Annotated in this window: 22 protein-coding genes; 17 read left to right on the top strand and 5 right to left on the bottom strand. The window is 38.1% G+C overall.

The annotated features are described in order from the left end of the window. The first annotated feature begins 83 nt into the window (after window positions 1–83). Window positions 84–1118 carry a tRNA preQ1(34) S-adenosylmethionine ribosyltransferase-isomerase QueA gene (gene queA / locus AC5KOD_RS00200; protein ID WP_496912535.1) on the top strand — a complete coding sequence of 345 codons (1035 nt, stop codon included), beginning with the start codon at window positions 84–86 and terminating at the stop codon, window positions 1116–1118. 608 nt (window positions 1119–1726) lie between these two features. Here the strand turns inward: queA and AC5KOD_RS00195 are convergent. Further along, the gene (locus AC5KOD_RS00195) at window positions 1727–2935 is read right to left on the bottom strand and encodes a helix-turn-helix domain-containing protein (protein ID WP_496912534.1); all 1209 of its coding nucleotides are present in this window, start codon (window positions 2933–2935) and stop codon (window positions 1727–1729) included. Window positions 2936–3119: 184 nt separating this feature from the next. Here AC5KOD_RS00195 and baiCD point away from each other — a divergent pair, with 184 nt between their 5' ends. The 10 genes from baiCD to AC5KOD_RS00145 all read left to right on the top strand — a co-directional run bounded on the left by baiCD (window position 3120) and on the right by AC5KOD_RS00145 (window position 15077). Next, on the top strand, window positions 3120–5048 hold the full coding sequence (gene baiCD, locus AC5KOD_RS00190; protein ID WP_496912533.1) for a bile acid Fe-S flavoenzyme BaiCD: 1929 nt from the start codon (window positions 3120–3122) through the stop codon (window positions 5046–5048). Window positions 5049–5081: 33 nt separating this feature from the next. Beyond that, window positions 5082–5843: an SDR family NAD(P)-dependent oxidoreductase gene (locus AC5KOD_RS00185; RefSeq protein ID WP_496912532.1), complete on the top strand. Its 762-nt coding sequence runs from the start codon at window positions 5082–5084 to the stop codon at window positions 5841–5843. Window positions 5844–6110: 267 nt separating this feature from the next. Then, window positions 6111–7256, top strand: a complete 1146-nt coding sequence (gene tgt, locus AC5KOD_RS00180) for a tRNA guanosine(34) transglycosylase Tgt (RefSeq protein ID WP_496912531.1) — start codon at window positions 6111–6113, stop codon at window positions 7254–7256. Between the two features lie 83 nt (window positions 7257–7339). Next, entirely contained in the window at window positions 7340–7729 is a 390-nt protein-coding gene (yajC, locus tag AC5KOD_RS00175; RefSeq protein ID WP_496912530.1) for a preprotein translocase subunit YajC, read from the top strand. Between the two features lie 248 nt (window positions 7730–7977). Then, on the top strand, window positions 7978–8262 hold the full coding sequence (locus tag AC5KOD_RS00170; RefSeq protein WP_496912529.1) for a post-transcriptional regulator: 285 nt from the start codon (window positions 7978–7980) through the stop codon (window positions 8260–8262). Window positions 8263–8484: 222 nt separating this feature from the next. Next, the gene (gene adhE, locus AC5KOD_RS00165; RefSeq protein WP_496912528.1) at window positions 8485–11073 is read left to right on the top strand and encodes a bifunctional acetaldehyde-CoA/alcohol dehydrogenase; all 2589 of its coding nucleotides are present in this window, start codon (window positions 8485–8487) and stop codon (window positions 11071–11073) included. 138 nt (window positions 11074–11211) lie between these two features. Continuing rightward, a complete protein-coding gene (locus AC5KOD_RS00160) occupies window positions 11212–12099 on the top strand; it encodes an ROK family protein (RefSeq protein ID WP_496912527.1) in 888 nt (295 codons plus the stop codon). A 184-nt stretch (window positions 12100–12283) separates the two neighbouring features. After that, window positions 12284–13147: a rod shape-determining protein MreC gene (mreC, locus tag AC5KOD_RS00155; protein WP_496912526.1), complete on the top strand. Its 864-nt coding sequence runs from the start codon at window positions 12284–12286 to the stop codon at window positions 13145–13147. 1 nt (window position 13148) lies between these two features. Further along, complete coding sequence (gene mreD / locus AC5KOD_RS00150) at window positions 13149–13655, top strand: rod shape-determining protein MreD (protein ID WP_496912525.1); 507 nt, start codon at window positions 13149–13151, stop codon at window positions 13653–13655. A 147-nt stretch (window positions 13656–13802) separates the two neighbouring features. Beyond that, window positions 13803–15077, top strand: coding sequence for a C40 family peptidase (locus AC5KOD_RS00145; RefSeq protein WP_496912524.1), 1275 nt, complete (start codon window positions 13803–13805; stop codon window positions 15075–15077). Between the two features lie 52 nt (window positions 15078–15129). Here AC5KOD_RS00145 and AC5KOD_RS00140 read toward each other — a convergent pair whose 3' ends face one another. Then, complete coding sequence (locus AC5KOD_RS00140) at window positions 15130–15849, bottom strand: prepilin peptidase (RefSeq protein ID WP_496912523.1); 720 nt, start codon at window positions 15847–15849, stop codon at window positions 15130–15132. A gap of 142 nt (window positions 15850–15991) precedes the next feature. Here AC5KOD_RS00140 and AC5KOD_RS00135 point away from each other — a divergent pair, with 142 nt between their 5' ends. From AC5KOD_RS00135 to AC5KOD_RS00115, 5 genes are all read left to right on the top strand, one after another. Next, on the top strand, window positions 15992–16900 hold the full coding sequence (locus AC5KOD_RS00135; RefSeq protein ID WP_496912522.1) for a hypothetical protein: 909 nt from the start codon (window positions 15992–15994) through the stop codon (window positions 16898–16900). Between the two features lie 319 nt (window positions 16901–17219). Then, window positions 17220–18101: a hypothetical protein gene (locus AC5KOD_RS00130; RefSeq protein WP_496912521.1), complete on the top strand. Its 882-nt coding sequence runs from the start codon at window positions 17220–17222 to the stop codon at window positions 18099–18101. 181 nt (window positions 18102–18282) lie between these two features. Continuing rightward, window positions 18283–20076 (top strand): excinuclease ABC subunit UvrC, encoded by a 1794-nt coding sequence (uvrC, locus tag AC5KOD_RS00125; protein WP_496912520.1) that lies wholly within the window; start codon window positions 18283–18285, stop codon window positions 20074–20076. 135 nt (window positions 20077–20211) lie between these two features. Then, the gene (locus AC5KOD_RS00120) at window positions 20212–21111 is read left to right on the top strand and encodes an ABC transporter ATP-binding protein (RefSeq protein ID WP_496912519.1); all 900 of its coding nucleotides are present in this window, start codon (window positions 20212–20214) and stop codon (window positions 21109–21111) included. Beyond that, window positions 21104–22360 (top strand): ABC transporter permease, encoded by a 1257-nt coding sequence (locus AC5KOD_RS00115; RefSeq protein WP_496912518.1) that lies wholly within the window; start codon window positions 21104–21106, stop codon window positions 22358–22360. The genes AC5KOD_RS00120 and AC5KOD_RS00115 overlap by 8 nt, the downstream gene beginning before the upstream one ends. A gap of 108 nt (window positions 22361–22468) precedes the next feature. Here the strand turns inward: AC5KOD_RS00115 and add are convergent, their stop codons facing one another. Then, a complete protein-coding gene (add, locus tag AC5KOD_RS00110; protein WP_496912517.1) occupies window positions 22469–23488 on the bottom strand; it encodes an adenosine deaminase in 1020 nt (339 codons plus the stop codon). A 200-nt stretch (window positions 23489–23688) separates the two neighbouring features. Here add and AC5KOD_RS00105 point away from each other — a divergent pair, with 200 nt between their 5' ends. Further along, a complete protein-coding gene (locus tag AC5KOD_RS00105; RefSeq protein WP_496912516.1) occupies window positions 23689–24543 on the top strand; it encodes an aldo/keto reductase in 855 nt (284 codons plus the stop codon). Window positions 24544–24612: 69 nt separating this feature from the next. On the opposite strand, the gene AC5KOD_RS00100 is transcribed toward AC5KOD_RS00105, so the two are convergent. Next, window positions 24613–25296, bottom strand: a complete 684-nt coding sequence (locus tag AC5KOD_RS00100) for a metal-dependent hydrolase (RefSeq protein ID WP_496912515.1) — start codon at window positions 25294–25296, stop codon at window positions 24613–24615. Window positions 25297–25395: 99 nt separating this feature from the next. After that, entirely contained in the window at window positions 25396–26118 is a 723-nt protein-coding gene (locus AC5KOD_RS00095; protein ID WP_496912514.1) for a gamma-glutamyl-gamma-aminobutyrate hydrolase family protein, read from the bottom strand. Window positions 26119–26339: the final 221 nt, after the last annotated feature.

The following is a 26339-nucleotide window of genomic DNA, read 5'->3' as shown; positions in this document are numbered from 1 at the left end:
GAAATGATTCTGAAAATTAGCAGAAATAGCAGAAAAATGATAAACTAACAAGAGTAAATTGATGGAGAAAGAGTGAGTAGTAGATGACATTAACTACAGAAGATTTTGACTTTGAGTTGCCAGAAGAATTGATTGCCCAGACACCTCTAACAGATCGCGAAACGTCGCGTTTATTGGTATTAGATAAGGAATCGGGGGAAATTCAAGATCGACATTTTTATGATATTTTAGATGAATTAGAAGAAGGCGACGCCTTAGTAATGAATAATACTCGGGTGCTTCCTGCTCGTCTTTATGGAGAGAAGCCTGAAACTGGTGGACATTTGGAAGTATTATTATTAACTAATACGGAGGGGAACACATGGGAAACGTTAATTAAGCCGGCTAAGCGTGCGAAGGTTGGTACCATGATTTCTTTTGGTGATGGCCGTCTAAAGGCTGAAGTTAAAGAAGAGTTGGAACATGGTGGTCGAATTGTAGAGTTCAGCTATGAGGGCGTCTTTTTAGAGATTTTAGAGTCATTGGGTGAAATGCCTTTACCTCCATATATCAAGGAGCGATTAGAGGACCCCGATCGCTATCAAACGGTGTACGCTAAAGAAAATGGTTCGGCGGCTGCCCCGACAGCTGGCTTGCATTTTACTCAAGAACTATTAGCTAAAATCGAAGCCAAAGGTGTTAAGCTAGTTTATTTAACTCTACATGTGGGATTAGGTACCTTTAGACCTGTTAGTGTGGATAATATTGAGGAACACGAAATGCACAGTGAATTTTATAAGCTAACAGAAGAGTCAGCAGCGGCTTTACGTCAGGTAAAAGTAACTGGTGGTCGAATTATTGCTGTTGGTACGACTTCGATACGGACCTTAGAAACAATTGGAACCAAATTTGCGGGTGACATTCAAGCGGATAGTGGTTGGACGGATATCTTTATCACGCCAGGATATCAATTTAAGCTTGTCGATGCTTTTTCGACTAATTTCCATCTACCTAAGTCAACCTTGGTAATGTTAGTTAGTGCATTTGCAACGCGGGAACAAACGCTGGCAGCATACCACCATGCGATTGAAGAACAGTACCGTTTCTTTAGCTTTGGTGATGCGATGTTTGTTAAATAAGCGAAACAGAAAAAGAGCCAAGCTTCTCGACTAGCTTGGCTCTTTGGTGCTTTTGAAAGGAGACAGGAGATAGATTTTGGATACTTTTTGATTTTTAAGTCATGTAAAGTATGGTGAATTTCTTTTTTGTTAAACAAAAATTTTTGTCTGCTATACAACTTCTCTACATTTGTTTTAGTTAAGCTAACAATTCTGTATCTTACGCATTTTCTTTTTACATGTATTAATTAATTGTTTGATTTAAACACGCATTCACTATTTTCTTATACAACAGTTTTAATACTTTACATGTGTCAACTAACAGTGTGAATCTTGCACATTTTCAACATTATTGTTTACCTTCTAAAGCTCGTGTTACACTTTTATCGAGAAATTCTGCTATCTTCTGTCTTTGCTCCTTTCTTATACTCTTATTAAACCATTAAAATGAAGCGTTTGCAAGTTTTTCGTCTCTAATATGTCACTTGGCTTTTCTTTTCATACATTATAGGTTTTTATGCGACAGACTTAATCTGTATTGAATTGACAATTATTCGTTTATTTGATTAGGGGGGGGGGGCTGTTGCAAAGCTTTAACTGAATATATATGGCAGGGCAGTTCCAAGCCATCATTGAATTTTTTGTTTTGTTTGATAACTTTTTGGAGAAATGCCCAAATAGTCATAGAATAAACGATTAAATGTTCGAATAGAGTTAAACCCTACTTGAAAAGCAATATCACCAATTGTTAAGGTTGTTGTCTGCAACAATGAACACGCATAGATTAGCCGGATTTGAGTAAGTAAGGCGTGAAAACTGATATCAAGATTATTTTTTAAGAGATCTGCGATAGCGTCTGGCTGAATAAATAATTGTTGGGCAACTATTTCAGCATTAATCGTTTCCTGATAATGATCTAGCATATAGACAATAATTTTCCAGACAATATCGGCTTGTTTAGTAATAGAAAAGGTATCTGTTTGTTTTTGTTGTCGAAATTCTTCAGGTGTCATTCCCTTTAGTTTACGAAAGGTTCGATAAAATGTCGTTTGGGAAAAATACCCTACGAAGTGATGAATATAAGTAATTGATAAGTCGCTGAAAGGCAGCATGGCGCAAGCATTCCGAATTCTAATTTCATGAAGATTGGTGACAAAGTTTTTTCCGGTCAATTGATGGAGCAATCGGTTCAGTTTAACGACGCTTATCGAGAATTCTTTTGCGACCGTTTCGGCATCCAGTTTTTGGTTGAAATGAAAATGCATAAACTGGATAATTTTCCATACTAATTGTCGCTCATCAAATTCATTTTTTTGAGAATAACGTTCAAATAAAATAGATATTTTTGCTAGTTCTGCCAAAATCATTTTTTCATAGTGACTTTCTTTTTTCTGGTTTTCGTTGACAATTGTGTTGAAAAGACGACTGACTTCGGGTAGAACCTCTGCGGGGAAAGAAACAACAGGTGAATGTTCTTCTAGAATGTAATAACTACTATAACGATATGCTCTGCTAATATCCATCATCATTAATAAAGAAAGAGGAAAACGACAAAATAAATAGTCAATATTGTTTGTATTTCTATCTAGCTTTTTTAAGGCATGAATATGATAAGGAAAGAGTTGAATGAGTAAGCCGCTTTTAATAGGGAAATCTTTTCCATTGATTTGAATCGCACCACTTCCTGACAGAATATAGATAAATTCGATGAGATCATGACTATGAATCAATTCAGAGGTCATTAAGGTTTCTTTACCTGAAGAAAATTCTTTGAGAGTGAGGTCGTTATGAGTATATTCAGCGTATGAGAAAGTATGGAATGTTTCAAAGTGTTTCATCTGCACAGACTTCCTTTCGAGGGGGGGAACTTATTAAGTTCATATTATCACATGAAGAAGCCGTTAGCTATGCTGATAGTAACTTTTTGGTAGTGTTTTCCTTTAATTTGACCAATAATGACGAAGTATATCTGATAAACTATTGTTAAACAAATCACAATTCAATTGGAAAGGATGTCATTAGATGTTTCAACATTTATTTTCTCCCCTGACGATACGGGGCATGACTTTAAAGAATCGAGCTATTTTACCTGCGATGGGAACTAAATTTCCTAAAAATAATGAAGTGACGCAACAGTTAATTGATTATCATGTTGCTCGTGTAGTAGGTGGCTCGGCGCTAAATATAGTGGAAGTTTCTGGAGTTCATGCAGGCTCAACTCCAGCTCACTATCTATCATTAGCTGAGGATCGTTTTATTCCAGGGTTAAAAAAGCTAACAGCTGCTATTCATGAGCATGGCGGAAAGGCAGGTGTTCAATTGTGGCAAGGAAGTATTGCGGTTATGTCCGACCCCAATGCAAAAGTATTTGTTGCAAGTGATATGCCGATTTCAGCAGAATATACCATTCCAGGTATCACTAAGGAAGAGATTAGTGAGTTGATTGATTGCTATGGTCAGGCAGCAAAAAGAGCTGTCAGCGCAAATTTTGATTGTGTTGAAATTCATGTTGCCCATAATTATATTCTGCATTCATTCCTATCTGCTGGGATAAATTATCGGACAGATGACTATGGTGGTAGTTTTGAAAATCGGGCTAGATTTCCATTGGCAGTTATTAAGGAAGTTCGTTCAAACATTCCAGATGATATGCCATTATTCATGAGAATTGATGCTCATGATGATTACTTAGAAAATGGCTTGTCTATTGAAGATGTAATCAAGTTTACAAACCTCGCAAAAGAATGTGGGGTTGATGTGGTTGATGTTTCAAGAGGGAATATCATTTCAAGCGGCTTAAAGTATGAGGTTCCTCCGATTGATATCCCCAAAGGGTTTAATATTGATAATGCTGCAAGAATTCGCAAGGAAACGGGCCTACTTACAATGGGTGTTGGCCGGATTAACACTGCCGAGTTGGCAAATGAGATTTTGGAAAAAGAAGAAGTTGACTTAGTTGGAATTGGTCGAGCCCAAATTTCCGATCCGGATTTTTTAGCTAAAGCTAAAGCGGGGCAGTTGGAGGATATTGTTTACTGCGTGGCGTGTAATCAAGGGTGTTATGATGCGTGTGAGCGTGCGGATATTCCCCATATAACGTGTTTACGTAATCCCTCTGTCGGAAAAGAAAGAGAATATGCTTTGATGCCAACTGAAAAACCTGAAAAGGTGCTCATTGCAGGCGGTGGCTTAGCTGGATTGGAAGCAGCCATGGTACTGAAACAACGTGGGCATGATGTGACTCTTTATGAAGGTAGCAATCATTTAGGAGGGCAATTTTTACTGGCAGGAATGGCGCCTAGAAAAGCTGAGATGAAAGAGGCAGCCATTTTAAAAGGCGAGCAAGTGAAAAGAGCTGGGGTGACGATCCATTTGAATACAGTCGTGGATAAAGAGCTGATTGCAAGTATTAAACCTGATAGTGTGATTAATGCAATAGGTGCTGCTCCTATTGAGCTAAAACTTCCTGGGATTGAGCAGGAAAATGTTTATGATTATGTTGAGATTTTGAATAGAAAGATTAAATTATCAGGAAAATCTGTTGTGATTGGTGGTGGCTTAGTTGGGTTAGAAGTGGCTGAAACACTTGCCAAAAGTGGCAATCAAGTGGTTGTTATTGAAATGCAGGATGAGGTAGCGAAGGATTTGGGAACGACTCGAAAAATAGAAGTCATGGAGCATCTTGCAGCTGATCAAGTAGAAATTTATACAAATACTACTTGCGCTGGGATTCAGACGGACGGTGTTGTCGTTATGAGAGACGGATACCGTGAAGTGATTGACTGTGATCATGTTGTTATTGCAGTTGGGGCGAAAAGTCGTGCCTTTGACGAGGTGGAAAACTACTGTCAACAAGCTCATATTAAGTATCATGTAATCGGTGATGCCTTTAAACCAAGACGAGCACTTGATGCAACTGCTGAGGCGGCACAAGTTGCCAGAAGTATTTAATTTTAAACTAAAATAATATTGGAGGAAAAAAACATGACAGAACAAAAAATTGCAATTATTAGTGGAGCAGCGACAGGAATTGGACGTGCCAGTGCCATTCGTTTAGCAGAAGATGGTTTTTGTTTGGTACTAGCAGATTGGAAGCAAGAAGAAGGAGAAAAAACCTTAGCTGAATGTAAAAAAGTAACGCCAAACTGCGATTTTGTCTTGACTGATATGGGAAAAGAAGCAGATGTAGAAAAACTTGTGGCATTTACAACGGAAAAATACGGAAAGATTGACTTTTTCTTTAATAATCAAGGCGTGTTGCACATGCCAAAGGATTTCGAAGATTTAACAGAGGAAGATATGGATTATGTGCTGCATTCCAATTTTAAGGCATGTTTCTTTGGAATGAAGCACGTGTTAAAAGTAATGAAAAACCAACATTATGGGCATATCTTGAATACGGGGTCATCTTCAGGGATTCGTCCAGAATCAGGTTTTGGTGTTTACTCCGCCACGAAACACGGTGTTGTTGGGATGAGTAAAGTTGCGGCTATTGAGTATGCAAGATATGACGTTCGTGTAAACTGTATCTGTCCTGGTGGCTTTGTCACACCAATGACGATGGAAGTTGGAAAGTACATGCAGGAACACAATTATGCGCAACCAAAACCATCTACCTCTTTGTTGGGACCTGCTCGAATGGGAGACACAAGTGAAATTACCGGCATGATTTCGTTATTAGCTTCTGAGAATTCCAGCTATATGACAGGGTCTGTTATTAGCGTGGATGGCGGAAATACACAATAATAACATCATGATTTTAAAAAGCTTCCTAGCTGAACATGTTTCAGTGGGAAGCTTTTTTTATAGCTGCAGCGAAGGAAAAGAAAGAATTTTACAGTGGAACTAAGTATCGAACCATTCTTCTTTATTCTAGGAAGCGGTAGAAAGACTTGCTAAAATGGTTTATCCAGAGTATGATGTTTAACGTATATAATTCTTGATGTATGAGGAAAACCTTATCAATCAGGATGCACACGTCAACAGTACATTGAGAGAAAGTAGGGCAACGAAATGACCGAACCAGCCATTCGTTATCGATTAATAAAGAAAGAGAAGCATACAGGGGCACGATTAGGTGAAATTATTACACCTCACGGCACGTTTCCAACACCAATGTTTATGCCTGTAGGAACATTAGCAACGGTAAAAACAATGGCGCCAGAGGAATTAAAAGAAATGGGCGCTGGGATTATTTTGAGTAACACGTATCATTTGTGGTTACGACCAGGGGAAGATTTAGTTGAAAAAGCTGGTGGTCTACACAAATTTATGAATTGGGATCAAGGGATTCTAACGGATTCTGGCGGCTTCCAAGTCTGGTCTTTAGCGGACATGCGAAACATTACCGAAGAAGGGGTTAATTTTAAAAACCATCTAAACGGATCAAAAATGTTCTTGTCACCTGAAAAAGCTATTCAAATTCAAAATAAACTAGGGCCAGATATTATGATGAGCTTTGATGAATGCGCGCCATTTTATGAAAGTCATGATTATGTGAAGCGCTCAATTGAACGGACAACAAGATGGGCAGAACGTGGGCTAAACGCACATGCGAATCCTGACCGTCAAGGGTTATTTGGTATTATTCAAGGAGCAGGTTATAAAGATTTGCGGATTCAAAGTGCGAAAGATTTGGTCAGCTTAGATTTCCCTGGGTATTCCATTGGTGGGTTATCAGTAGGTGAAACTAAAGAAGAGATGAATCATGTATTAGAGTATTTAAATCCACTTATCCCAGAAAATAAACCACGTTACTTAATGGGGGTAGGGACAGCTGATTCACTAATTGATGGAGCGATTAATGGTGTTGATATGTTTGACTGTGTCTTACCAACAAGAATTGCTCGTAACGGAACATGTATGACGAGTAAAGGGCGCTTAGTTGTTAAAAATGCGCAATTTGCAGAAGATTTCCGACCGATAGATGAAAAATGTGATTGCTACACTTGTCGCAATTACTCACGTGCGTATATTCGCCATTTAATTAAGTGTGATGAAACCTTTGGCATTCGTTTGACTTCTTTTCATAATTTATACTTCTTGTTAAATGTGATGAAACAAGTTCGTCAAGCGATTATGGATGATAATTTATTGGAGTTCAGACAAGCCTTTTTCGATGAGTATGGATTTAATGATAAAAATCCTAAGAAATTTTAATGAATTCAGAGAAAATACTAGTAGTTTGACTTAATATTTGATAGAGTTATGTAGAGACATTAGAAAAATGAGGTGAAGTGAAAATGGGCGGTATTAGTATGTTATTTCCACTAATTATTTTAGGTGGAATGATGTTTTTTATGTCAAGATCACAAAAGAAACAACAACAAAAACGTCAAGATTTATTAAACACAATGGATATTGGGAGTAAAGTTGTAACAATTGGTGGCTTACACGGTGTTATTTCTGAAGTCAATACAGACAAGAGTACTGTAGTATTAGATTGTGAAGGTATTTTCCTAGAATTTAACCGATCAGCAATCTCAAGCGTAACTCCACCAGAAGCATCTGAAACAGTTGTTGCTGATGGCATCATGAAAGAAGCGCCAGCGATTGAAGTTGAGTCAGAAGAGGTTGAAATCGAAGACGAAACTGAAAAAGTAGATGAAGAAACATCAAAAGAAGAAAATTAATCAAACTAAAGGAGAATCGTCAAGATTTTCCTTTTTACTTTGAGGCATAGTAAACAAGGGGCTAGGAGACACTGAGAATAGATGTCGCTATGGGGGACTGAAATACGAGTGAAACGGCCCAAATTACAGAAGTGAAAATAGTTAGTCTGGTGACTTAATTTTGAACAGGATTAGCAATGGTGACATTAATCTGGTTGTTTTTATAGAGAAAAGGCAATCGTTATTTTAAGTGAATGGATAAACACATAATGGATGATAGCAGAAGTTGGAAAGATAAACTTTTTTTTAATAAAGCAGTGAAAAGTAAATGCAAAGAGTTTCATGAAAAGGGCTATCCAAGCGTTCAGGAGCTGGATGTTTGGGAGTATTTAATAACGTATCGGTGGGTTAAAAGTGAAAAGTTAACGTTGGCAGAGAAGAAGCAGGATGTTCTAAGTATAACGTTTAACGAGTATTTTGATTTTCAGCGAATTAAAGCCCAAACAAGAGACGTCAAACGTTTTGATTGGAACGATATTGAGGATATACTATAAAGTGATGATAATCACAATCTTTTTTTTAAGTATGGATAATGTTTTATCCATACTTTTTTTATTTTTGATAAATGTAAAAATGTTTATATATCAACGTTTGTTTAGTGTTTTATAAATAAATGTGAAAAAAATCACATAAATGTGTTTACAAATAAAAAATAATATAGTATGATAATTGTGAAAGATATAACAAAAGAAATTTTCAAGGAGGATTTACATAACATGGTAGCGAAAAAAGAACAAACAATTGATGTCCCGAAAATGATTGATGATTTAGTTGTTAAAGGGAACAAGGCTTTAGCGATTATGGAGGATTTTGATCAAGCAAAGGTGGATAACATCGTTCACCAAATGGCAATGGCAGCTTTAAATGCACATATGCCTCTTGCAAAATTAGCAGTTGAAGAAACAGGCCGTGGAATCTATGAAGATAAAGCAATTAAAAATATGTACGCATCAGAATCTATCTGGAACAGCATTAAAGATGATAAAACAGTCGGCATCATCAATGAAGATGACCAAAAAGGTATTATTGAAATTGCAACGCCAGTGGGTGTCGTGTGTGGGGTAACACCAACAACTAACCCAACATCAACAACTATTTTTAAAGCGATGATCTCAATTAAAACACGTAATCCTATTATTTTCGCTTTCCATCCAAGTGCGCAAAAATCGTCTGCCGAAGCGGCTCGCATCGTTTTGGAAGCAGCTGTAGCGGCTGGGGCTCCTGAAAATTGTATCCAGTGGATTGAACATCCATCATTAGATGCAACTAGCGGATTGATGAATCACCCAGGTGTTGCAATCGTTCTAGCAACAGGTGGTGGTGCGATGGTTAAATCAGCGTACTCAACTGGTAAACCAGCCTTAGGTGTAGGTCCTGGTAACACACCAGCTTATATCGAAAAAACAGCTAAAATTAAACGTGCAGTTAATGACTTAATTGTTTCTAAAACTTTTGATAACGGCATGATTTGTGCATCTGAACAAGGGATGATCGTTGATAAAGAAATATATGATGAAGTAAAAGCTGAATTCCAAGCTCACCAAGTTTACTTTGTGAAGCCTGCTGAATTGAAAAAATTGGAAAAAACAGTGATGAATGAAGCTAAAACAGCTGTTAATCCAGCAATTGTAGGTCACTCTGCAGATGCTATTGCAAAACTTGCAGGTATTAAAGTGCCAACTGGAACGAAGATTTTAGTTGCCGAGCTTGAAGGCGCTGGACTTGATTACCCACTATCACTTGAAAAATTATCACCAGTTTTAGCTATGTTTAAGGCTAATAGCCAAGAGCATGCCTTTGAATTGTGTGAAAAAATGTTAGAATTTGGTTTAGGCCATACAGCGGTTATTCACTCTGAAGACCAAGACTTACAAATTAAATTTGGTATGAAGATGAAAGCATGTCGTGTGTTAATCAATACTCCAGCTTCTGAAGGAGGAATTGGTGATATCTACAACGAAATGATTCCATCATTAACATTAGGTTGTGGCTCTTACGGTAAAAACTCAGTCTCTAAAAATGTGTCATCAATTAACTTGATCAACATTAAGACATTGGCGAAACGGAGAAATAATATGCAATGGTTTAAACTTCCACCAAAAATGTATTTCGAAAAAAATTCATTAGCGTACTTAGAAAAAATGGAAAACGTTGAACGTGTCTTCCTAGTTTGTGACGAAGGTATGGTCAAATTTGGCTACGCTGATCGTGTCATGGACACTCTAAGAAAACGTAAAAACAAAGTTCAAATCGAAGTCTTCTCAGATGTTGAACCAGATCCTTCAAGTAACACTGTTTACAAAGGAACAGAAAGAATGGTTGCCTTTAACCCAGATACAGTTATCGCTTTAGGTGGTGGGTCTGCAATGGATGCCGCTAAAGGAATGTGGATGTTCTTTGAACACCCAGACACTGAGTTCTTCGGAGCGAAACAAAAATTCTTGGATATTCGCAAACGTACTTACAAGATTCAAAAAGCTGAAAAAACACAATTTGTATGTATTCCAACAACATCAGGTACAGGGTCTGAAGTAACGCCATTTGCGGTTATTACTGACAGTGAAACAGGTGTTAAATACCCATTAGCTGATTATGCATTGACACCAGATGTGGCAATCATTGACCCACAATTTGTTATGTCAGTACCAAAATCAGTAACAGCCGATACTGGAATGGATGTATTGACTCATGCGTTAGAATCATATGTATCAGTTATGGCATCAGATTATACACGTGGCTTAAGTTTACAAGCCATCAAATTAGTTTTTGAAAACTTAGAAGCTTCTTGCGATACACCAAACGAAGATAACCGTGAAAGAATGCATAATGCATCAGCTCTTGCAGGTATGGCATTTGCCAACGCATTCTTAGGAATTAACCACTCACTAGCTCACAAATGTGGGGCTGAGTACCATATTCCTCATGGCCGTACTAATGCAATTCTATTGCCTCACGTTATCCGTTACAATGCGAAAGATCCATCTAAACATGCGATGTTCCCTAAATATGATTACTTCCGTGCTCATGAAGACTATGCAGATATTGCGAAATTCATCGGACTTAAAGGCAATACAACTGAGGAATTAGTTGAGGCCTTAGCTGTTGAAGTAGGTAACTTAGGTAAGCGTGTAGGAATTGATATGAGTTTTAAAGCACAAGGCGTGACTAAAGCGCAATTAGATAAAACGGCTGATAACTTAGCTGAATTAGCTTACACTGACCAATGTACAACGGCTAATCCAAAAGAACCACTAATTAGCGAGTTGAAAGAAATCATTGTTCAAGCGTATAACGGAATCAAATAATTAAAGGGAAGCTGTCAGAGAAAACTCTGGCAGCTTTTTTTATGAGCCAACCTCCATAAAGATTATGATGTTTGTTTTGTTCTAGTGATTGATGTGATAAACTTTAGCTACTATATATAATACGAGGGAGATAGCGTCATGAAAAATGAGGCACTATTAGTGTTGGATTTTGGAGGCTCAGCAATTAAATACGGAGTCTGGCATGAAGCAAAATTACGAGCGACTGGACAAGTTATGACACCTAAAACACTAGAAGAATGCCTTCAAGTTGTGGTTGAGGTTAAAGAGAAGCTAGCTGAACAGTATCATTTTAGTGGCTGTGCGTGCAGTGCGCCAGGAGCGGTCAATCAAGAAAAACGAATCATTGAGGGGAATTGTGCTATTCGCTTCATTCACGACACCGCTTTTTATTCGTCATTAGAAACAGCGCTAGCACTACCTGTGGAAATCGAAAATGATGCAAATTGCGCCGCTTTAGCAGAAGTAGCTTACGGTGCTGCTATGGGCAAACGGGATGTACTTGTAGTGGTGATTGGTTCAGGGATTGGCGGAGCTGTTATTAAGCAAGGGAAAATCGAAAAAGGTCATCATTTGTTTGGTGGTGAGTTTGGTTTTATGCTTTTAGAAGGTAAATGGAACTTTAGTCAGCTTGCGACCCCTGTTGCGATGGCAAAGAGAGTATCTGTGATGAAGGCCTTATCAGAAACGACCTTATCAGGTAAGGATGTTTTTGAGCTAGCCGAAGCGGGTGATGAGATTGCCACTAAAGAAGTAGCCCGTTTGTTTTACTACTTAGCAGTGGGGTTATATAATTTACAGACGAGTATTGATCCCGAAGTTATTCTGATTGGCGGAGGCATTTCTGCCCGCAAGGATTTATTACCAAAAATCGAGGAGCAGATGAAGCTAATTTTTAATCGTGGGCAGAAGATGGCAATTTGGCCAGATATTAGGTTATGTCAGTTTAAAAATGAAGCTAATCTGATTGGGGCAGTAGCGAATTACCAAGCTGTGCATACTGAATAGCTTGTGAGTATAGCGATCGGCTTGACCTCTGTTAGTAAGGTTTTTATGATAACTATAAAATTATGATAAGATTGGCAAAATAGAATGTGAATCTTGAATAACTTTATAGAAAATACCTCGATTTAATGGTAAAATAGTTTTTATCGTGTGTACATAAGAACAGAAAGTAACTTGAGGTGGAACAGTGAAGAAGTTCAATTCTAGTAAAAATATAATCATTGCCATAATTATCGTGATTGTCGTGGTTTTTGTGGTGACATTCAGCTCTCAACAACGGAATAAATCAAAAGAGTCCGGTGCAGCGCAGTCAATAACCAGTGATATTACGGCCACTGTCGATAAGATCGTGTCCTTTCCTTTACGCGCCGTTGAGGGAGGCGTTCGTTCGATCGGTAATTTATTTAGCACGTATGATGAAAATGATCGTCTGAAAAAAAGAATTGATGAGTTTGAGGCGTTAGATAGTGAAAATCAAACTCTTAAAAAAGAAAATGAAGCGCTGAAAGAACAGGCTAATCTGAATGCGACAGTGTCCAACTATGATAAGGTTACGGCGAGTGTGATTAGCCGCTCACCTGATACTTGGCAGGATATTTTAATTATTGATCGTGGAAAAAATGATGGGGTAGAAGTCAACATGCCAGTGCTTGGTAGTAAAGGCTTAATTGGTCGTGTGATTGTCTCGAATGCCGCCTCTGCAAAGGTTGAGTTGCTTACTTCAACTAATCAAAATTCGAATCATTTCCCAGTTATGATCACTCCGCAAGAAGGTGAAATGGGCTATGGCTTAATGGAAGAATATGATGAGGAAGAAGAAGCTTTTATTGTGACTCGAATTTCGACCTTAGCTGGTATTAAAAAAGGAGATAAGGTGACAACTTCAGGTCTAGGTGGGGGCTCTCCTAAAGGCCTGCTTGTGGGAGAAGTTAAAAAGGTTAGGGAAACAGGGTTTGGTTTGGATAAAGAAGTCTATGTCACACCAGTTTCGTCTATGTATGACATTCCATTTGTAACAGTCGTGAAGCGTTTAGCGGGAAGTGATGAGTAATATGGAAAAAAAAACCATGATGAAAATCGCGCTGCCATTCATTTTGATTACACTCATGCTAGTAGATGGCCAACTGAGCAATATACTCCGTGTGTCAACTCATAATGCGGTGTATCTCAATAGTCATTTATTATTAATCGGGTTGATATTAGGCTGTTTAAATCTTGATAAACGTTATCTCGTTAGCCTATCGATTGTTTTAGGGGTGATATTTGATGTTTACTACTATAGTATTATTGGAATTAACATGGTGTCGATGCCACTAACAGTTATGCTGATTTACGTTGTATTTGATTACGTAAAGCCCTCAGTCTTGTCTATTCTATTAAGTCTGGTTATTTTTATTACGATAATGGATGGCAGTGCTTATTTTATTCAAGCGATATTTGAATTAATAGACGGTAATTTATTAGATTTTATTACAAGAAACCTTGGGCCGACCTTGATAATGAACATTATTCTTTTCATTATTTTAAGCTATCCAATCAAAAAAATAGCTAAGCTGTAATTTAATCACCTTTTATGAAGCATTGAAACATTTTTGTAACATAGATATTATCTCGCTGACATGTTACTATGATACAATTCATTCATTGATGAAATGACTAAACTTAAATTTTTAATAAATATAAAAAACAATTCGGGGGAATGACCAGTGAAAAAGCGCATTATATCTGCAATTATGGTAAGCACAATCTTGTTAGGGTCAGTAGCTTTACCTACAATCTCATTAGCAGATGATTTTGACACAAAAATTAAACAATCTGAAACTAAAATCAACGAACTAAGTGGACAAGAAGCAGCGGCTTCAGCTCAATTAGCATCTGTTCAAGCTAACATTGAAACAATTAAAGCAGAAGCAGCTGAGTTACAAGCACAACAAGCTAAATTGAACCAAGAAGTAACAAAATTAGGAACTGAAATCGAAGATTTAACCGTTAAGATTGATAAACGTGATGCTACGATTAAAGAACAGGCTCGTTCAGTACAAGTAGATGGTAAAGCAACTAATTACATCGATGCGGTATTGTCAGCTGATTCTATTTCTGCAGCAGTTACACGTGTTTTCGCTGCGTCTACAATTGTTAATGCAAGCAATGACATGATGAAACAACAAGAAACAGACAAAAAAGCTGTTGAAACGAAAAAAACAACGACTGAAACTAAAGTAGAAGAATTAAACGAAACAGCAACAGAGCTAGAAGGTAAAAAAGGTCAATTAGTTGATCAAGAATTACAACAACAAGCTCTTGTAAGTGAAATTGCAGCTGAGCGTTCAACTGAAGAAGGCAAAAAAGCTGGCTTTGTTAAAGAAAAAGAAGCTGCAGAAGCGGCACGTGCTGAACAAGCTCGTTTAGCTAAAGTAGCTGAAGAAAAAGCAGCAGCAGATCGTAAAGAACAAGAAGAGGCAGTTAAAAATCAACCTGAGACTCCAGGCGAAACTCCTAATACACCACAAGGTGACGGTACAAATGGACCTGGTACTAGTCCAGTTAATCCAGTAACACCGGCTCCAACGCCAGACGATACGATTGAAAAACCTGTTACACCAGCTCCAGCACCTGCACCAAGTAATACAGGCGCAGCAATTGTAGCAGAAGCTGCTAAACACATTGGCAAACCTTATGTATGGGGTGCTAAAGGCCCAGATTCATTTGACTGTTCTGGTTTTACATCTTATGTTTACCGAGTTGTAACAGGTCGTGAAATTGGTGGTTATACAGTTCCTCAAGAGGGCGCTGGTACTAAAATTCCAGTTTCTCAAGCAGTAGCGGGAGACTTACTATTCTGGGGAAGCGCTGGTGGGACTCATCACGTAGCGATTTCTACTGGTGGCGGTAGCTATATCCATGCACCAACATCTGGACAAACAGTTAGTTACGGATCATCATCACCTTACTTTGCACCAAGTTTTGCAGTAAGAATGTAATATTAATTAATCAAAGCGAACTCGTTAGTGAGTTCGCTTTTTCTTTATCATTTTATAAGGATAAAGAGGTAAATTCCCCGATTAAGTAGACTAATAAGCCGATTGAGAGAAAGGGAACGAAGGGGATGGCGATTATTTTGTTCTGTCGCCCCCTTGTAAAGGCGTAGATAAGCGCTAAAGCGCTGCTGTATAAAAGGATTAGGTTAATGGCATAAAGGCCTAAAAAGAGTCCCCAAGAGGTTAAGAGTAATACGTCTCCATTCCCCAAGCTATTCGGACGAATAGCTAAGAGTAAGAACAGTAGACCAAGGATAATTAAGCTGTCTAGGGGTTTTAAACTAAAAGGTGTATCGAGACACAGAATACTGAAAAGTATTAGCATCGTCATAGGATAAAAGATTAAAGGCTCTACAATCATATAAAGAAGATCGGTTAGACTAAGTAAAAGGGCTGTGAGTAAAAGTAAATGGATGGGAATAAACGCGAGTTGCCAGAGATTTAATGCGTACAGTAATAAGAAGAGGATACCTGTTCCAAGTTCAACAAAAAATGAGGTTTTGGGATATGGCAGTTGACAAACGTGACAGCGACCTTTTAAATAGAGGTAGGTAATGACGGGGATCAATTCCAATATACTGAGTGAGTGTTGACAATTAGAGCAGTGTGAAGGTGGCGAAATAAGTGATTCGCCAAGTGGAAGACGCTCACTAATAACGGTAAAAAATGAGCCAAAACAACTCCCTAGACAAAAAAAGAAAAAGTAACCAAACATAAGATAACTCCTTTCAAGGTTCCTATACTAAGAATATACGAATAAAAGACGAAAAACTTTGAAATTTTTCAGATAATCAAGGATAATAATACTGAGAGTGGTTGTTTGAGTGGGAATAGTGATTAAGAAAGGTGATACATAAGTGAAACAATCAAAAAAATATCTATTAGTAGCTTTAGTTGGGCTGGTGGTCTTTTTAACAGGCTGTCAAAAGGCGATAGAACCAAAAGAAGCAGGCGTTTTGTTTGCTAATCGGTTTATTTATGAGTCGAAAGATGAACGCTTTGAAAAGAATTTTGCGCAAGGCATGGAATTAGATATAAAATTAGAAGAGCAACGGAAAGACTTAATTGACGATTTAGTTACGAGCTTTAGTGAATTTGGTGGAGTGATTTCCCCTAAACAGACAGAGGCCTTTTTGAAGCAATGGCTTGAGATGGTTCAGGACAATGCCAAATATGACGTCACTAATGTAAAAGAGAATCGCAAGGAAAAAAATGTTACGATCACATACAGTGTTAGAGGAATCGATTTTCAGAAAGTATATAAAGCCACTATGGAGAAGCTAGTTGAGCGTATGATGTCCGATACCGAATTAATGAAAAATAATGTTAAATTAGGTGATCTCACAGTCCAGTTATTAATGGAGTCGATGAAGGAATCTGAAATTATTGATAAGCCAATTAAAGTGTCTGTAACAATGGAGAAGGTTAAAAAGAAATGGCAATTAGTCGAGACACATCGAGAAACCGAAACGGCTAATTTGTTACTAAGTTTCATGGCAGGTGTAAAAGACCTAGATACCTACGCAACTAATATGAGTACAGCAGTGAGTGAAGCAATCGCTGAGGCGTCTAAGCAAGTTGATGAGGAATTCTCTGCAACGCCAACTAAAGAAGGCGAAACGAAAAAAGCAAATGCAAAAGATGTGTCTGATAAGCAAACGGATGCTGAAAAGGCAGTAGCCGAGAAGAAAGCAAAAGAAAAAAAAGAAGGAACCGTTGAGACGGTTGAAACAATTGAAACCTACGACGATAAGGATAAAAAATAATTAAATAATTGATTAGCTTGACAGATAAATACACGAAAGTGTTGTTGAGCTAATCAATTTTTTTGTGATTTAATTCATTTTGTTTTAGTGTCTACCTTTAAAAGAAATAGGCGCGACAACAGTTTTCTTGATGAAATATGCTTATTTGGAAGTAAGCTTAGTTTGATTCGTTTCACAAAGTTTGGATAAATATAATTGTCACTGGATAAAGTAGCTAAATTTGCTCATCGATGAGCAAATTATGAGCAGAAAGTAATGGGGGATATGGCTTAAGATTATAGGCGTCGCAAAGAAAGGCAGAAAAATGAAGAGAAATGTAATGAAGAAGATTTTGGTTGTGTTGATTGTCGGACTAGTCATAATGATTGGTGGTGTGGTTGGGGCATCGGCTATGGCAAGATGGGGTGGCGAAGAGGATGTTGCAGCCATCAGAACTTCAGTCAACAGTTTAGATAGAAAATTGACAGCAAAAGAACAATTAGCAAAGGAAAGTCAGCAACAAGTGACAGGTTTATCCAATAAACTTGAAGGGGCAGAGACTGTTTTAAAAGCAGCTCAGGCTGAGGTTATGAAGCTACAAACTGAAAATCAGCAGTTGCGAGAAACATCAAGTCGAGTTGATAGTTTGAATCAAACGATTGTTGGACTGAAAGATGATATTGTTCGGCTAACAGATACAATTCGTCAAAAGGATGAGCTGATTAAGCAAAATGAAGCTCAATTTAAACAGCAACTTAATTCGAAACAAGATGAAGTGAATCGTAAGCAACAAGAAGTAGCTGATAAGAATACAGAGATTAATCAAAAGAATCAAGAGAATAATGCACTAAGACAAGAAATTGATCGCTGGAAACAAGAAGTTGATCAACAAAAATCGTTAGTAACACAAAAGCAAGCAGAGCTGACAGCAGCTCAAACAAACGTGACGAATTTATCCAATGAGTTGTCACAAAAAAAAGCGGAGTTAACGGCTAAAGAAGCTGAATTGCAGGTAAAGCAGACGGAGTATAACAAAGTGAAGGATGCGTTAACGATCAAAGAAGGTACCGTGAGTCAGCTTCAACAAGATGTTAATCAATTGAAGCAAGAACGAGATCAATTATTAGCACAAAAAAGTGAGTCAGATGTAAAACTGCAACAAGCTCAAACAGATGTAAAAGAATTACGAACCTATGTTGAGAGCGTAGATGCGAAGCATTAATAAAAATAATTTAAAAATGTAAATTTGCGACATGTAATAAGAATGTAAGAAGACGGCTAGGATGGATTTCCTAGCTGTTTTATTTTGTTTCAAAAGAGTGAATGGTCAACATTTGGCAATGTTAGTGATATACTAATAGTGGAGTAGTTTGCAGAGTTCGGATAAAAAGGAATGAGTAACCATGAATGAACGGATAAAAAATAAATTAGCTCTATTACCTGATCAGCCAGGTTGTTATTTAATGAAAGATAAAAATAACACGATTATTTATGTTGGGAAAGCCAAAATTTTAAAAAATCGTGTGAGATCTTATTTTACGGGAAGTCATGATACAAAGACTGAGCGGTTAGTAAGTGAAATTGAGGATTTTGAGTACATTGTGACAGAATCCAATATTGAGGCATTGCTATTAGAAATTAACTTGATTCAAAAGAACAACCCTAAATACAATATTATGTTAAAGGATGATAAAAGCTATCCTTTTATCAAAATAACGAACGAAAAATACCCTCGATTAACCATTACTCGTCAGGTGAAAAAGGATAAAGCACAGTATTTTGGTCCCTACCCAGATGTTAAAGCGGCCAATGAGACTAAGCGGTTATTAGATCGTTTATATCCTTTAAGAAAGTGTAGTTTATCGTCAAAAAAACCCTGTTTATATTATCATATTGGTCAGTGTCTCTGTCCAAGTGTTTTTGATGTTGATCCGAAAGTTTATCAAGTAATGGTAGAAGAAATTAAACGCTTCTTAAATGGTGGCTATACAGAGATCCAAGAGGGCTTACAGGCGAAAATGATGACGGCAGCAGAAAATATGGAATTTGAAAAGGCAGCCGAGTATCGGGATCAAATTAGTTCAATTGAAACGGTGATGACACGTCAAAAAATGACTAATACAGATTTTGTTGACCGTGATATTTTTGGTTACGCAGTAGATAAAGGTTGGATGTGTGTGCAGGTATTCTTTGTACGTCAAGGGAAAATTATTGAACGTGAAGTGTCAATTTTTCCATTCTATAATGAAGCCCAAGAAGACTTTTTGACGTTTATTGGTCAATTCTATTTGGAAAGTCAGAACTTTGTGCCAAAAGAAGTTTTTATTCCAGATGATATTGATCTGGTTAGCGTTGAAGCACTGGTAAAATCAAAAGTTTTCCAGCCAAAACGAGGGGAAAAGAAAAAATTAGTTGAGCTAGCAAGTAAAAATGCCAGTGTATCTTTAGTCGAAAAGTTTGATTTAATCGAACGGAAAGAAGAGCGTACAATTGGTGCCATCGAAAAACTTGGCGAAGCGATGGGAATTGAAACGCCTGTTAGAATAGAGGCATTTGATAACTCTAATATTATGGGGACAAATCCCGTTTCAGCGATGGTCGTTTTTGTTGATGGTAAGCCGCATAAAAACGATTATCGTAAGTATAAGATTAAGACGGTAGAGGGGCCAGATGATTATGCATCGATGCGAGAAGTGATTTATCGACGTTATTCACGGGTGCTAAAAGACGGCTTACCTTTCCCAGATTTGATCGTAATTGATGGAGGGAAAGGACAGGTTGATGTTGCAAAAGATGTGTTGGAAAATCAGCTAGGCTTGGAGATACCGATAGCGGGCTTGGCTAAAAATGACAAACATCGAACAAGTGAACTGCTCTTTGGCCCAGATTTAAGTGTGATTCCATTAAAACGGAATTCGCCAGAGTTCTTCTTGCTCCAACGAATACAAGATGAGGTCCACCGCTTTGCGATTACCTTTCATCGTCAGTTGCGGAGTAAAACGAGTTTTGCTTCCAAGTTAGATGGAATTGAGGGATTAGGACCAAAAAGGAAGAAACAGTTGTTAAAAGAATTTAAATCGCTAAAAAATATTCAAGCGGCGACTATTGATGATCTTGAGGCCTCAGGCCTACCAAAAAATGTCGCGTTAAATGTATTTGAACATTTTAAAGAACCTGTCACTCAGAATGATGATTGAATAAAAAGGTGAGATAAAAGGACATAAATCCAACGGGATTACTTTTATCTCCCTTTTTTTTATCTCCCATAGTGTGGTATGATTTTACTAAGGAAGACTCGGGGGAGTTATTCAAAAAAGGATGGAGGTTAAAGGATGTTAGAAGTAAAGCAGTTAGTTAAAACCTTTGGTGATATGACAGCCGTCAATCAGGTGTCTTTCACTATTCCAGAAGGGAAAATTTTAGGGTTAATTGGACAAAATGGTGCGGGGAAGACGACCACTTTTCGTTTAATTCTAGATTTTTTAACAGCGGATCAAGGTGAGGTTTTATGGAAGGGCCGTAAATTAACAGAAAAAGACTATAATATTATCGGCTATTTACCGGAGGAACGTGGACTTTACCCGAAGATTAGTATTGAGGAGCAATTAATTTATTTTGCTCGCTTGCGTGGTAAAACAAAAAAGGAAATTGTTCCGAAAATTGATGAATGGATGGAAAAATTTCAAGTAAAAGGTAAAAAAACTGATAAAGTCAAAGCTTTATCTAAAGGGAATCAACAAAAAGTACAATTGATTTCGACCTTGATTCATGAGCCAGAGTTAATTATTTTGGATGAACCTTTTAGTGGATTGGATCCAGTGAACGCAGAATTATTAAAGGATGGCATTATAGAGTTGAAGGAAAAGGGTTCTTGTGTTATTTTTTCTAGTCATAATATGGATAATGTCGAAAAAATTTGTGACCATCTAATTATGTTACGAAATGGTGAAATTGTTCTGGATGGAACCGTTCATGATATTCGTCAAAGTTTTGGTCGGACGAAGATGTTTATTGAATCAGAGTTGTCACTTGAAGCTATTCAACAAACGGATGGTGTTTTGACAGCCACTTTGAGAAATGACGGAGTGGTAGAAGCAACGTTGCGGGATGATGAAGTTGGGAAGGATCTCTTTAATCAAGCGATTGCTTTTGGTTATATGCCGATCTTTAATCAGTTGCCGCCTACTCTTGAAGAAATCTTTAAAATGAAAGTAGGTGAGGGGTATGAATAAATTTTGGATAGTCGCTTTGGAAACTTACAAACGAAATGTGAAAAGTGTGACCTTTATCGTCATGATTTTAGCGCCATTTTTGATGGTTGGTTTTAGTGTTGTTGCTGGACTTGTCGGCAATAACTTTGAAAAAACATCGAATATTGCAGTGGTTTCAAAAAATGAAACAATTCGCCAAGCGTTTATTAAGCAAACGGATTTTGAGGTTGCTAAGAAAATCGACACAGAAGAAGGGGCTCAAAAAGCCTTGGAAGAGGAAAAGATTGATGGCTTTTTAGTGATTGATACTAATGAAGAGGGGTCCCAAGTTTCTGGTGAGTATTTTAGCGATACGACGTTAGGAACATCGGATGAAATGGGGATTACACAAATTTTGACTGGGATTCAGTTAGGATTTGTTTCTCAGGAATTGGGTCTTTCAGCTGAAGATATCCAACAGCTTAGTCAACCTGCTACCTTAGATGCGAAAACGGTTGAGTTTAAGGAAGGTAAGATGACAGATAAAGGCGTGAATCGGATTGTAGTAATGGTCAGTTCACTATTTATCGGGATTGCGATGTACATGATTATTCTGATGTATGCACAGGTGACCTCGTCAGAAGTGGCGTCTGAGAAAGGAACTCGAATTATGGAAATTATACTTTCGAGTACATCAGCGGCTAAGCATTTTTACGGCAAGGTTATGGGGATTTTTATGGTCATCTTGACTCAGGTATTAGTTTATTTTGTGATTGGTGTTGGTGTTTTTGTTGTGATGAAGGACACGGACATGGTTAAAAATATATTGGACACTGTCTCACTTAAAGATATCGTCGCTGGTTTGTTAGGGTATAACTTAATTTATCTGTTACTAGGTGTAGTGATTTATACTATTTTATCTGCTTTTTGTGGGTCATTGGTCTCGAAAGCAGAAGATGCAGGAAAAGCTGTTGCACCTGTGACCTATTTGACAATGATTGGGTTTTTCCTAACGATGATTTTCGGAATGAGCGACCCACAGCATATATTAATGCGAGTGACGTCTTATATCCCATTTTTATCATCCTTTACGATGCCTTCACGCATAGCAAGTGGCACGGTATCAGATATGGGTGTGATGATTTCTTTATTAATTTTAGCTGTTTCAACACTAGTCCTACTAAAAATATCTGCTTCGATGTATCGTTCAACGGCACTTGTCTATAGCGATGACGGTATGTGGAAAGCGTTAAAGAAATCAGTTTCAATTATGAAAAGTGAAAAGCGATAAGATCACAGGGGCATCAAGACGTGTTGCTTCGAGCATTACGGAAACGTTGTTGACTCTTATTTTTAAAAAGTAAAAAAACGCTAGCGAAAAATGCTGGCGTTTTTATTTTTAACGATAATTCTTATAGCCCTGTGTGAGTTCACTATGAAGGATATCTTTGGCTTCGGAAGTAATAAAGGCACCGTCAACGGCATTGTGATTAAGCGTTTCAAGACAAGCGTAGTCGATTCCGTACCAGTCATGTAATTTAAGGTATTCATCTGTTAGAGTGGTGTTTGAGACGGTTCGATTGTCGGTATTGATGCAAATGTTCATTCCTGCATCCAGAAACTCTTTAAAGGGGTAATCCTCTAGTGTCAGAACCGCTTTTGTTTGAAAATTACTAGTGGGACACATTTCGATTAGCGTCTGGTTATTTAGGCAGGTTTGGAGTACGTCGGGATCTTTGGCAATGGCGATCCCGTGCCCAATCCGTGTTGCTCCTAGTCGAATGGATTCGGCAACATTTTGCGGACAGCCACATTCGCCTGCATGAAGTGTAACAGGAATTCCATGAGAGGTGCCTAAAGAAATAATATCCTCGAATAGATGTGTTGGATAGCTAGCCTCATCCCCAGCTAAATCAAAGCCAGCGACTCCTTCGCCAAGAAAGGTGTTAGCAGATTCAATGACGGTCGTATTATCCTCAGCTGAGTGATGACGCATGGCACATAACAAGGCGTTGCTTTTAACGCCGAAATCTGTTTCACCACGTTTAAGGCCTGCTAGAACAGCTTCAACGATGTCAGTAATGCTTAAACCGCCTCTAGTAAAAAGCATTGGAGCAAAACGCACTTCAATGTAGCGTACATTTTCTTCTGCTACCTGAGCAATTAAATCATAAGAAATAAGTTCAAGAGCTGACGCTTCCTGTAAAAGTGGTAAAACGATATCAAATCTTTCTAAATATTCCAGTAAGCTCTGACAATTTTCTGGGGCGATTAGTTTATTGGCTAGGGCATCCCCTGTTGCCCCCAAAGAAATTCCTTGGTCGACCGCCAATTGCTCTAAAATATGAGGACGGACAGCACCGTCCAAATGGCAGTGTAATTCAATTTTTGGTAATCCTTTAACAGTTTCTCTTTTCATTGTAGACCTCCCAATCTGTGATGAACGATTTAAAAAGTTTACTTACTAAGATACAGGTAATTGCGGAAGAAAGCTAGTGGAAATGAGTAAAATGGGAAAAGAATGAGGAAATTACCTTTTTTTCTCACCTATGAGGGCTAAAGAAAGGCTCTATGATTGGCAGTTAGTAAATTTAAAGTGTAAAATGGAGTAAGTAACTAATGAAAGGAATGGATGCTGTGAATATCACAAGTACGAAGAAACTTGCTAACGGGGTTGAGATGCCTCGTTTAGGTTTAGGTGTTTGGAAGGCTAAGGATGATGAAGAAGTTATCAATGCGGTTAAATGGGCGATTGAGACAGGCTACAAATCAATCGATACGGCGGCAATCTACAAAAATGAAGGCGGCGTGGGAATTGGCTTGAAAGAATCCGCTGTGAAGCGCGAAGATATTTTTGTGACGACCAAGGTTTGGAATGATGATCAAGGCTATGAGACAACTTTGGCTGCTTTTGATGAGAGCTTGAAAAAACTTCAATTAGAGTATGTTGATTTGTATTTGATTCACTGGCCCGTAGCTGGTAAGTACAAAGATACATGGCGTGCCCTAGAAAAATTATATAAGGACGGTCGTGTAAAAGCTATTGGCGTTTGTAATTTCCATGATCATCATTTACGTGATTTAATAGCAGATGCCGAAATTAAGCCAATGGTCAATCAGATTGAGCTTCATCCATTATTAAATCAATTACCATTAAGAAGCTTCTGTGAAGAACATGGCATTGCAGTGGAAGCGTGGTCGCCATTAGGTCAAGGACATTTATTGACTGACGAACGTTTAGTTGAGATGGGGAAAAAATACGATAAAACGCCTGCCCAATTGATTATTCGTTGGGACTTGCAACATGGTATTATCACCATCCCTAAATCAGTGACAGAATCACGAATTAAGCAAAATGCCGATGTTTTTGACTTTGAGTTGACCGCAGAAGATATGAAGGCCATCGATGAGCTTCATACTGGGGAACGATTTGGAACAAATCCGAATGAATTTGATGAAAAACGAGTCTTTTAGTAGCGTGTAGACGGTTGAAAAAAGACGATAAAAGCAGTGACTGAGGTGATATGGCCCCAGTCACTGTTTTTATAAGTGAATAATTTCCCCAATTGACACAGGCAATCGCTGTTCTTCAGGTAAAAGCTTGAAGTAGTCTTCCGGATTTTGCTGTATGATGGGAAACGTGTTGTAATGAATTGGCACAGCCTTTTTAGGCTTAAGCCAGCTTGTTGCAATGGCAGCATCCTTTGGTCCCATAGTAAAATTATCCCCAATGGGAAGCAAGGCCAAATCAATCGCCTGCTGTTCGCCAATTAATTTCATGTCGCTAAAAAGCGCAGTATCGCCAGCATGGTAAATAACTTTATCTTCGATGGTTAAAACAACACCAGCTGCGATACCTAAAGCGTGCAGCTGTCCATGCTCATCAACGTAGCTAGAGCTGTGAATGGCTGGAGTAAATTTTACGTTTCCAAAAGGAAACGTAAATTGGCCACCAGGCTGCATCCCATGAGTGTGGTAGCCTCTTTTTTCAAAGTACCCGGCTAATTCAACATTTGCAATAATCAATGCTCCTGTTCGCTGAGCTATAGCCGCAGTGTCACCAACATGATCATTGTGAGCATGAGTCAAAATAATCGCATCAGCTGCTACCGTGTCTGCATCAAGATCACTATTAGGATTTTCGCTGATTAAGGGATCAATTAAGATCGTTTGATTGGTTGCTGTCACAATTTTTACACATGATTGTCCGTGCCAAGATAGTTTCATTGTCGATATCCTCCTATTGATTAACAGTTATTTCTAGTATACCTGATGGTAGTAAGAGATACAAAAAAACGTCTTGCGAAGAAAACGCAGACGTAAGAATTACAGCTGATTAACAAAATAATCGAAGAGTGCTAGTTCAGATGGATGAGCTTGAAAACTTAATTCAGGGTGCCACTGTACAGCAAGGACACGTTGACTATCATCATGCCACTCGACGGCTTCAATCAGTTGATCCGGACTTAGAGCACTGACTTTAAGTGAAGTAGCAAGTCGTTTGATCGCTTGATGATGGTAACTATTAACGCGGTAGTTTTCCCCGATAAGAGAGGATAGTAAGCTACCTTTTACTACTGAAACAGAATGTGAAGGGTCCTTTGGTAAGGTTGGTTCTTGGACGTGACGGACACTCCAATCACTGTATTGTGATAGATCCTGATACAGATTTCCTCCTAAGGTTACATTAAGAATCTGCATGCCACGGCAGACAGCAAAGATTGGTTTATTTTGAGCTAAAGCTTCGTTTATCAAAGCTTGCTCAAATGTGTCACGATCAGGAGCGGTTCCTTGAAGTAGCGGATGGGGGTCTTCTCCATATAAAAAGGGGTCCACATCTTGTCCACCAGCAAGGAGTAATTTGTCTACACTAGAGATATAAGCTTTAGCATTTTCAGGCTGGGTAATAGGAAGTAATATAGGCAGGCCACCTACTTTTTCAGTCGCATTGACAAAGCCTTGAGGCGTATAGGTAACAGGATTTCCATGAAATTCAGATGAACCAGCAGCTAGCTGATTAGCCGCAATTCCAATAATTGGTTTGGACATAAAAAAACCTCCAGTGAAATAGAATAATTACATTGTAACACTTATTTAAGACAGAACAATAATTAAGTGTCTGTGATTTTGACATAACTAGAGGAAAATGGGGATTAAGAGTTGATGAGAGTCCTTGCTAGAACTGCAATTAGGAAAAGAAAAATTTTGAGAAAAGGGAGGAAAATATGGTATACTGATAAGTAAATTGCGGACAGAAATAGCTGAGAGAG

It is taken from the genome of Vagococcus sp. WN80Y (assembly GCF_059621045.1).
This window is presented reverse-complemented; position numbering and strand designations above follow the sequence as displayed.

Coding starts and splice junctions, on each gene's coding strand:
- tgt (WP_496912531.1), top strand. CDS start 6,111: ATGACCGAACCAGCCATTCGTTATCGATTAATAAAGAAAGAGAAGCAT.
- AC5KOD_RS00095 (WP_496912514.1), bottom strand. CDS start 26,118: ATGTCCAAACCAATTATTGGAATTGCGGCTAATCAGCTAGCTGCTGGT.
- mreD (WP_496912525.1), top strand. CDS start 13,149: ATGGAAAAAAAAACCATGATGAAAATCGCGCTGCCATTCATTTTGATT.
- AC5KOD_RS00105 (WP_496912516.1), top strand. CDS start 23,689: ATGAAAGGAATGGATGCTGTGAATATCACAAGTACGAAGAAACTTGCT.
- AC5KOD_RS00100 (WP_496912515.1), bottom strand. CDS start 25,296: ATGAAACTATCTTGGCACGGACAATCATGTGTAAAAATTGTGACAGCA.
- AC5KOD_RS00120 (WP_496912519.1), top strand. CDS start 20,212: ATGTTAGAAGTAAAGCAGTTAGTTAAAACCTTTGGTGATATGACAGCC.
- AC5KOD_RS00140 (WP_496912523.1), bottom strand. CDS start 15,849: ATGTTTGGTTACTTTTTCTTTTTTTGTCTAGGGAGTTGTTTTGGCTCA.
- add (WP_496912517.1), bottom strand. CDS start 23,488: ATGAAAAGAGAAACTGTTAAAGGATTACCAAAAATTGAATTACACTGC.
- adhE (WP_496912528.1), top strand. CDS start 8,485: ATGGTAGCGAAAAAAGAACAAACAATTGATGTCCCGAAAATGATTGAT.
- AC5KOD_RS00130 (WP_496912521.1), top strand. CDS start 17,220: ATGAAGAAGATTTTGGTTGTGTTGATTGTCGGACTAGTCATAATGATT.
- queA (WP_496912535.1), top strand. CDS start 84: ATGACATTAACTACAGAAGATTTTGACTTTGAGTTGCCAGAAGAATTG.
- AC5KOD_RS00185 (WP_496912532.1), top strand. CDS start 5,082: ATGACAGAACAAAAAATTGCAATTATTAGTGGAGCAGCGACAGGAATT.
- yajC (WP_496912530.1), top strand. CDS start 7,340: ATGGGCGGTATTAGTATGTTATTTCCACTAATTATTTTAGGTGGAATG.
- uvrC (WP_496912520.1), top strand. CDS start 18,283: ATGAATGAACGGATAAAAAATAAATTAGCTCTATTACCTGATCAGCCA.
- AC5KOD_RS00170 (WP_496912529.1), top strand. CDS start 7,978: ATGGATGATAGCAGAAGTTGGAAAGATAAACTTTTTTTTAATAAAGCA.
- AC5KOD_RS00195 (WP_496912534.1), bottom strand. CDS start 2,935: ATGAAACACTTTGAAACATTCCATACTTTCTCATACGCTGAATATACT.
- AC5KOD_RS00115 (WP_496912518.1), top strand. CDS start 21,104: ATGAATAAATTTTGGATAGTCGCTTTGGAAACTTACAAACGAAATGTG.
- baiCD (WP_496912533.1), top strand. CDS start 3,120: ATGTTTCAACATTTATTTTCTCCCCTGACGATACGGGGCATGACTTTA.
- AC5KOD_RS00160 (WP_496912527.1), top strand. CDS start 11,212: ATGAAAAATGAGGCACTATTAGTGTTGGATTTTGGAGGCTCAGCAATT.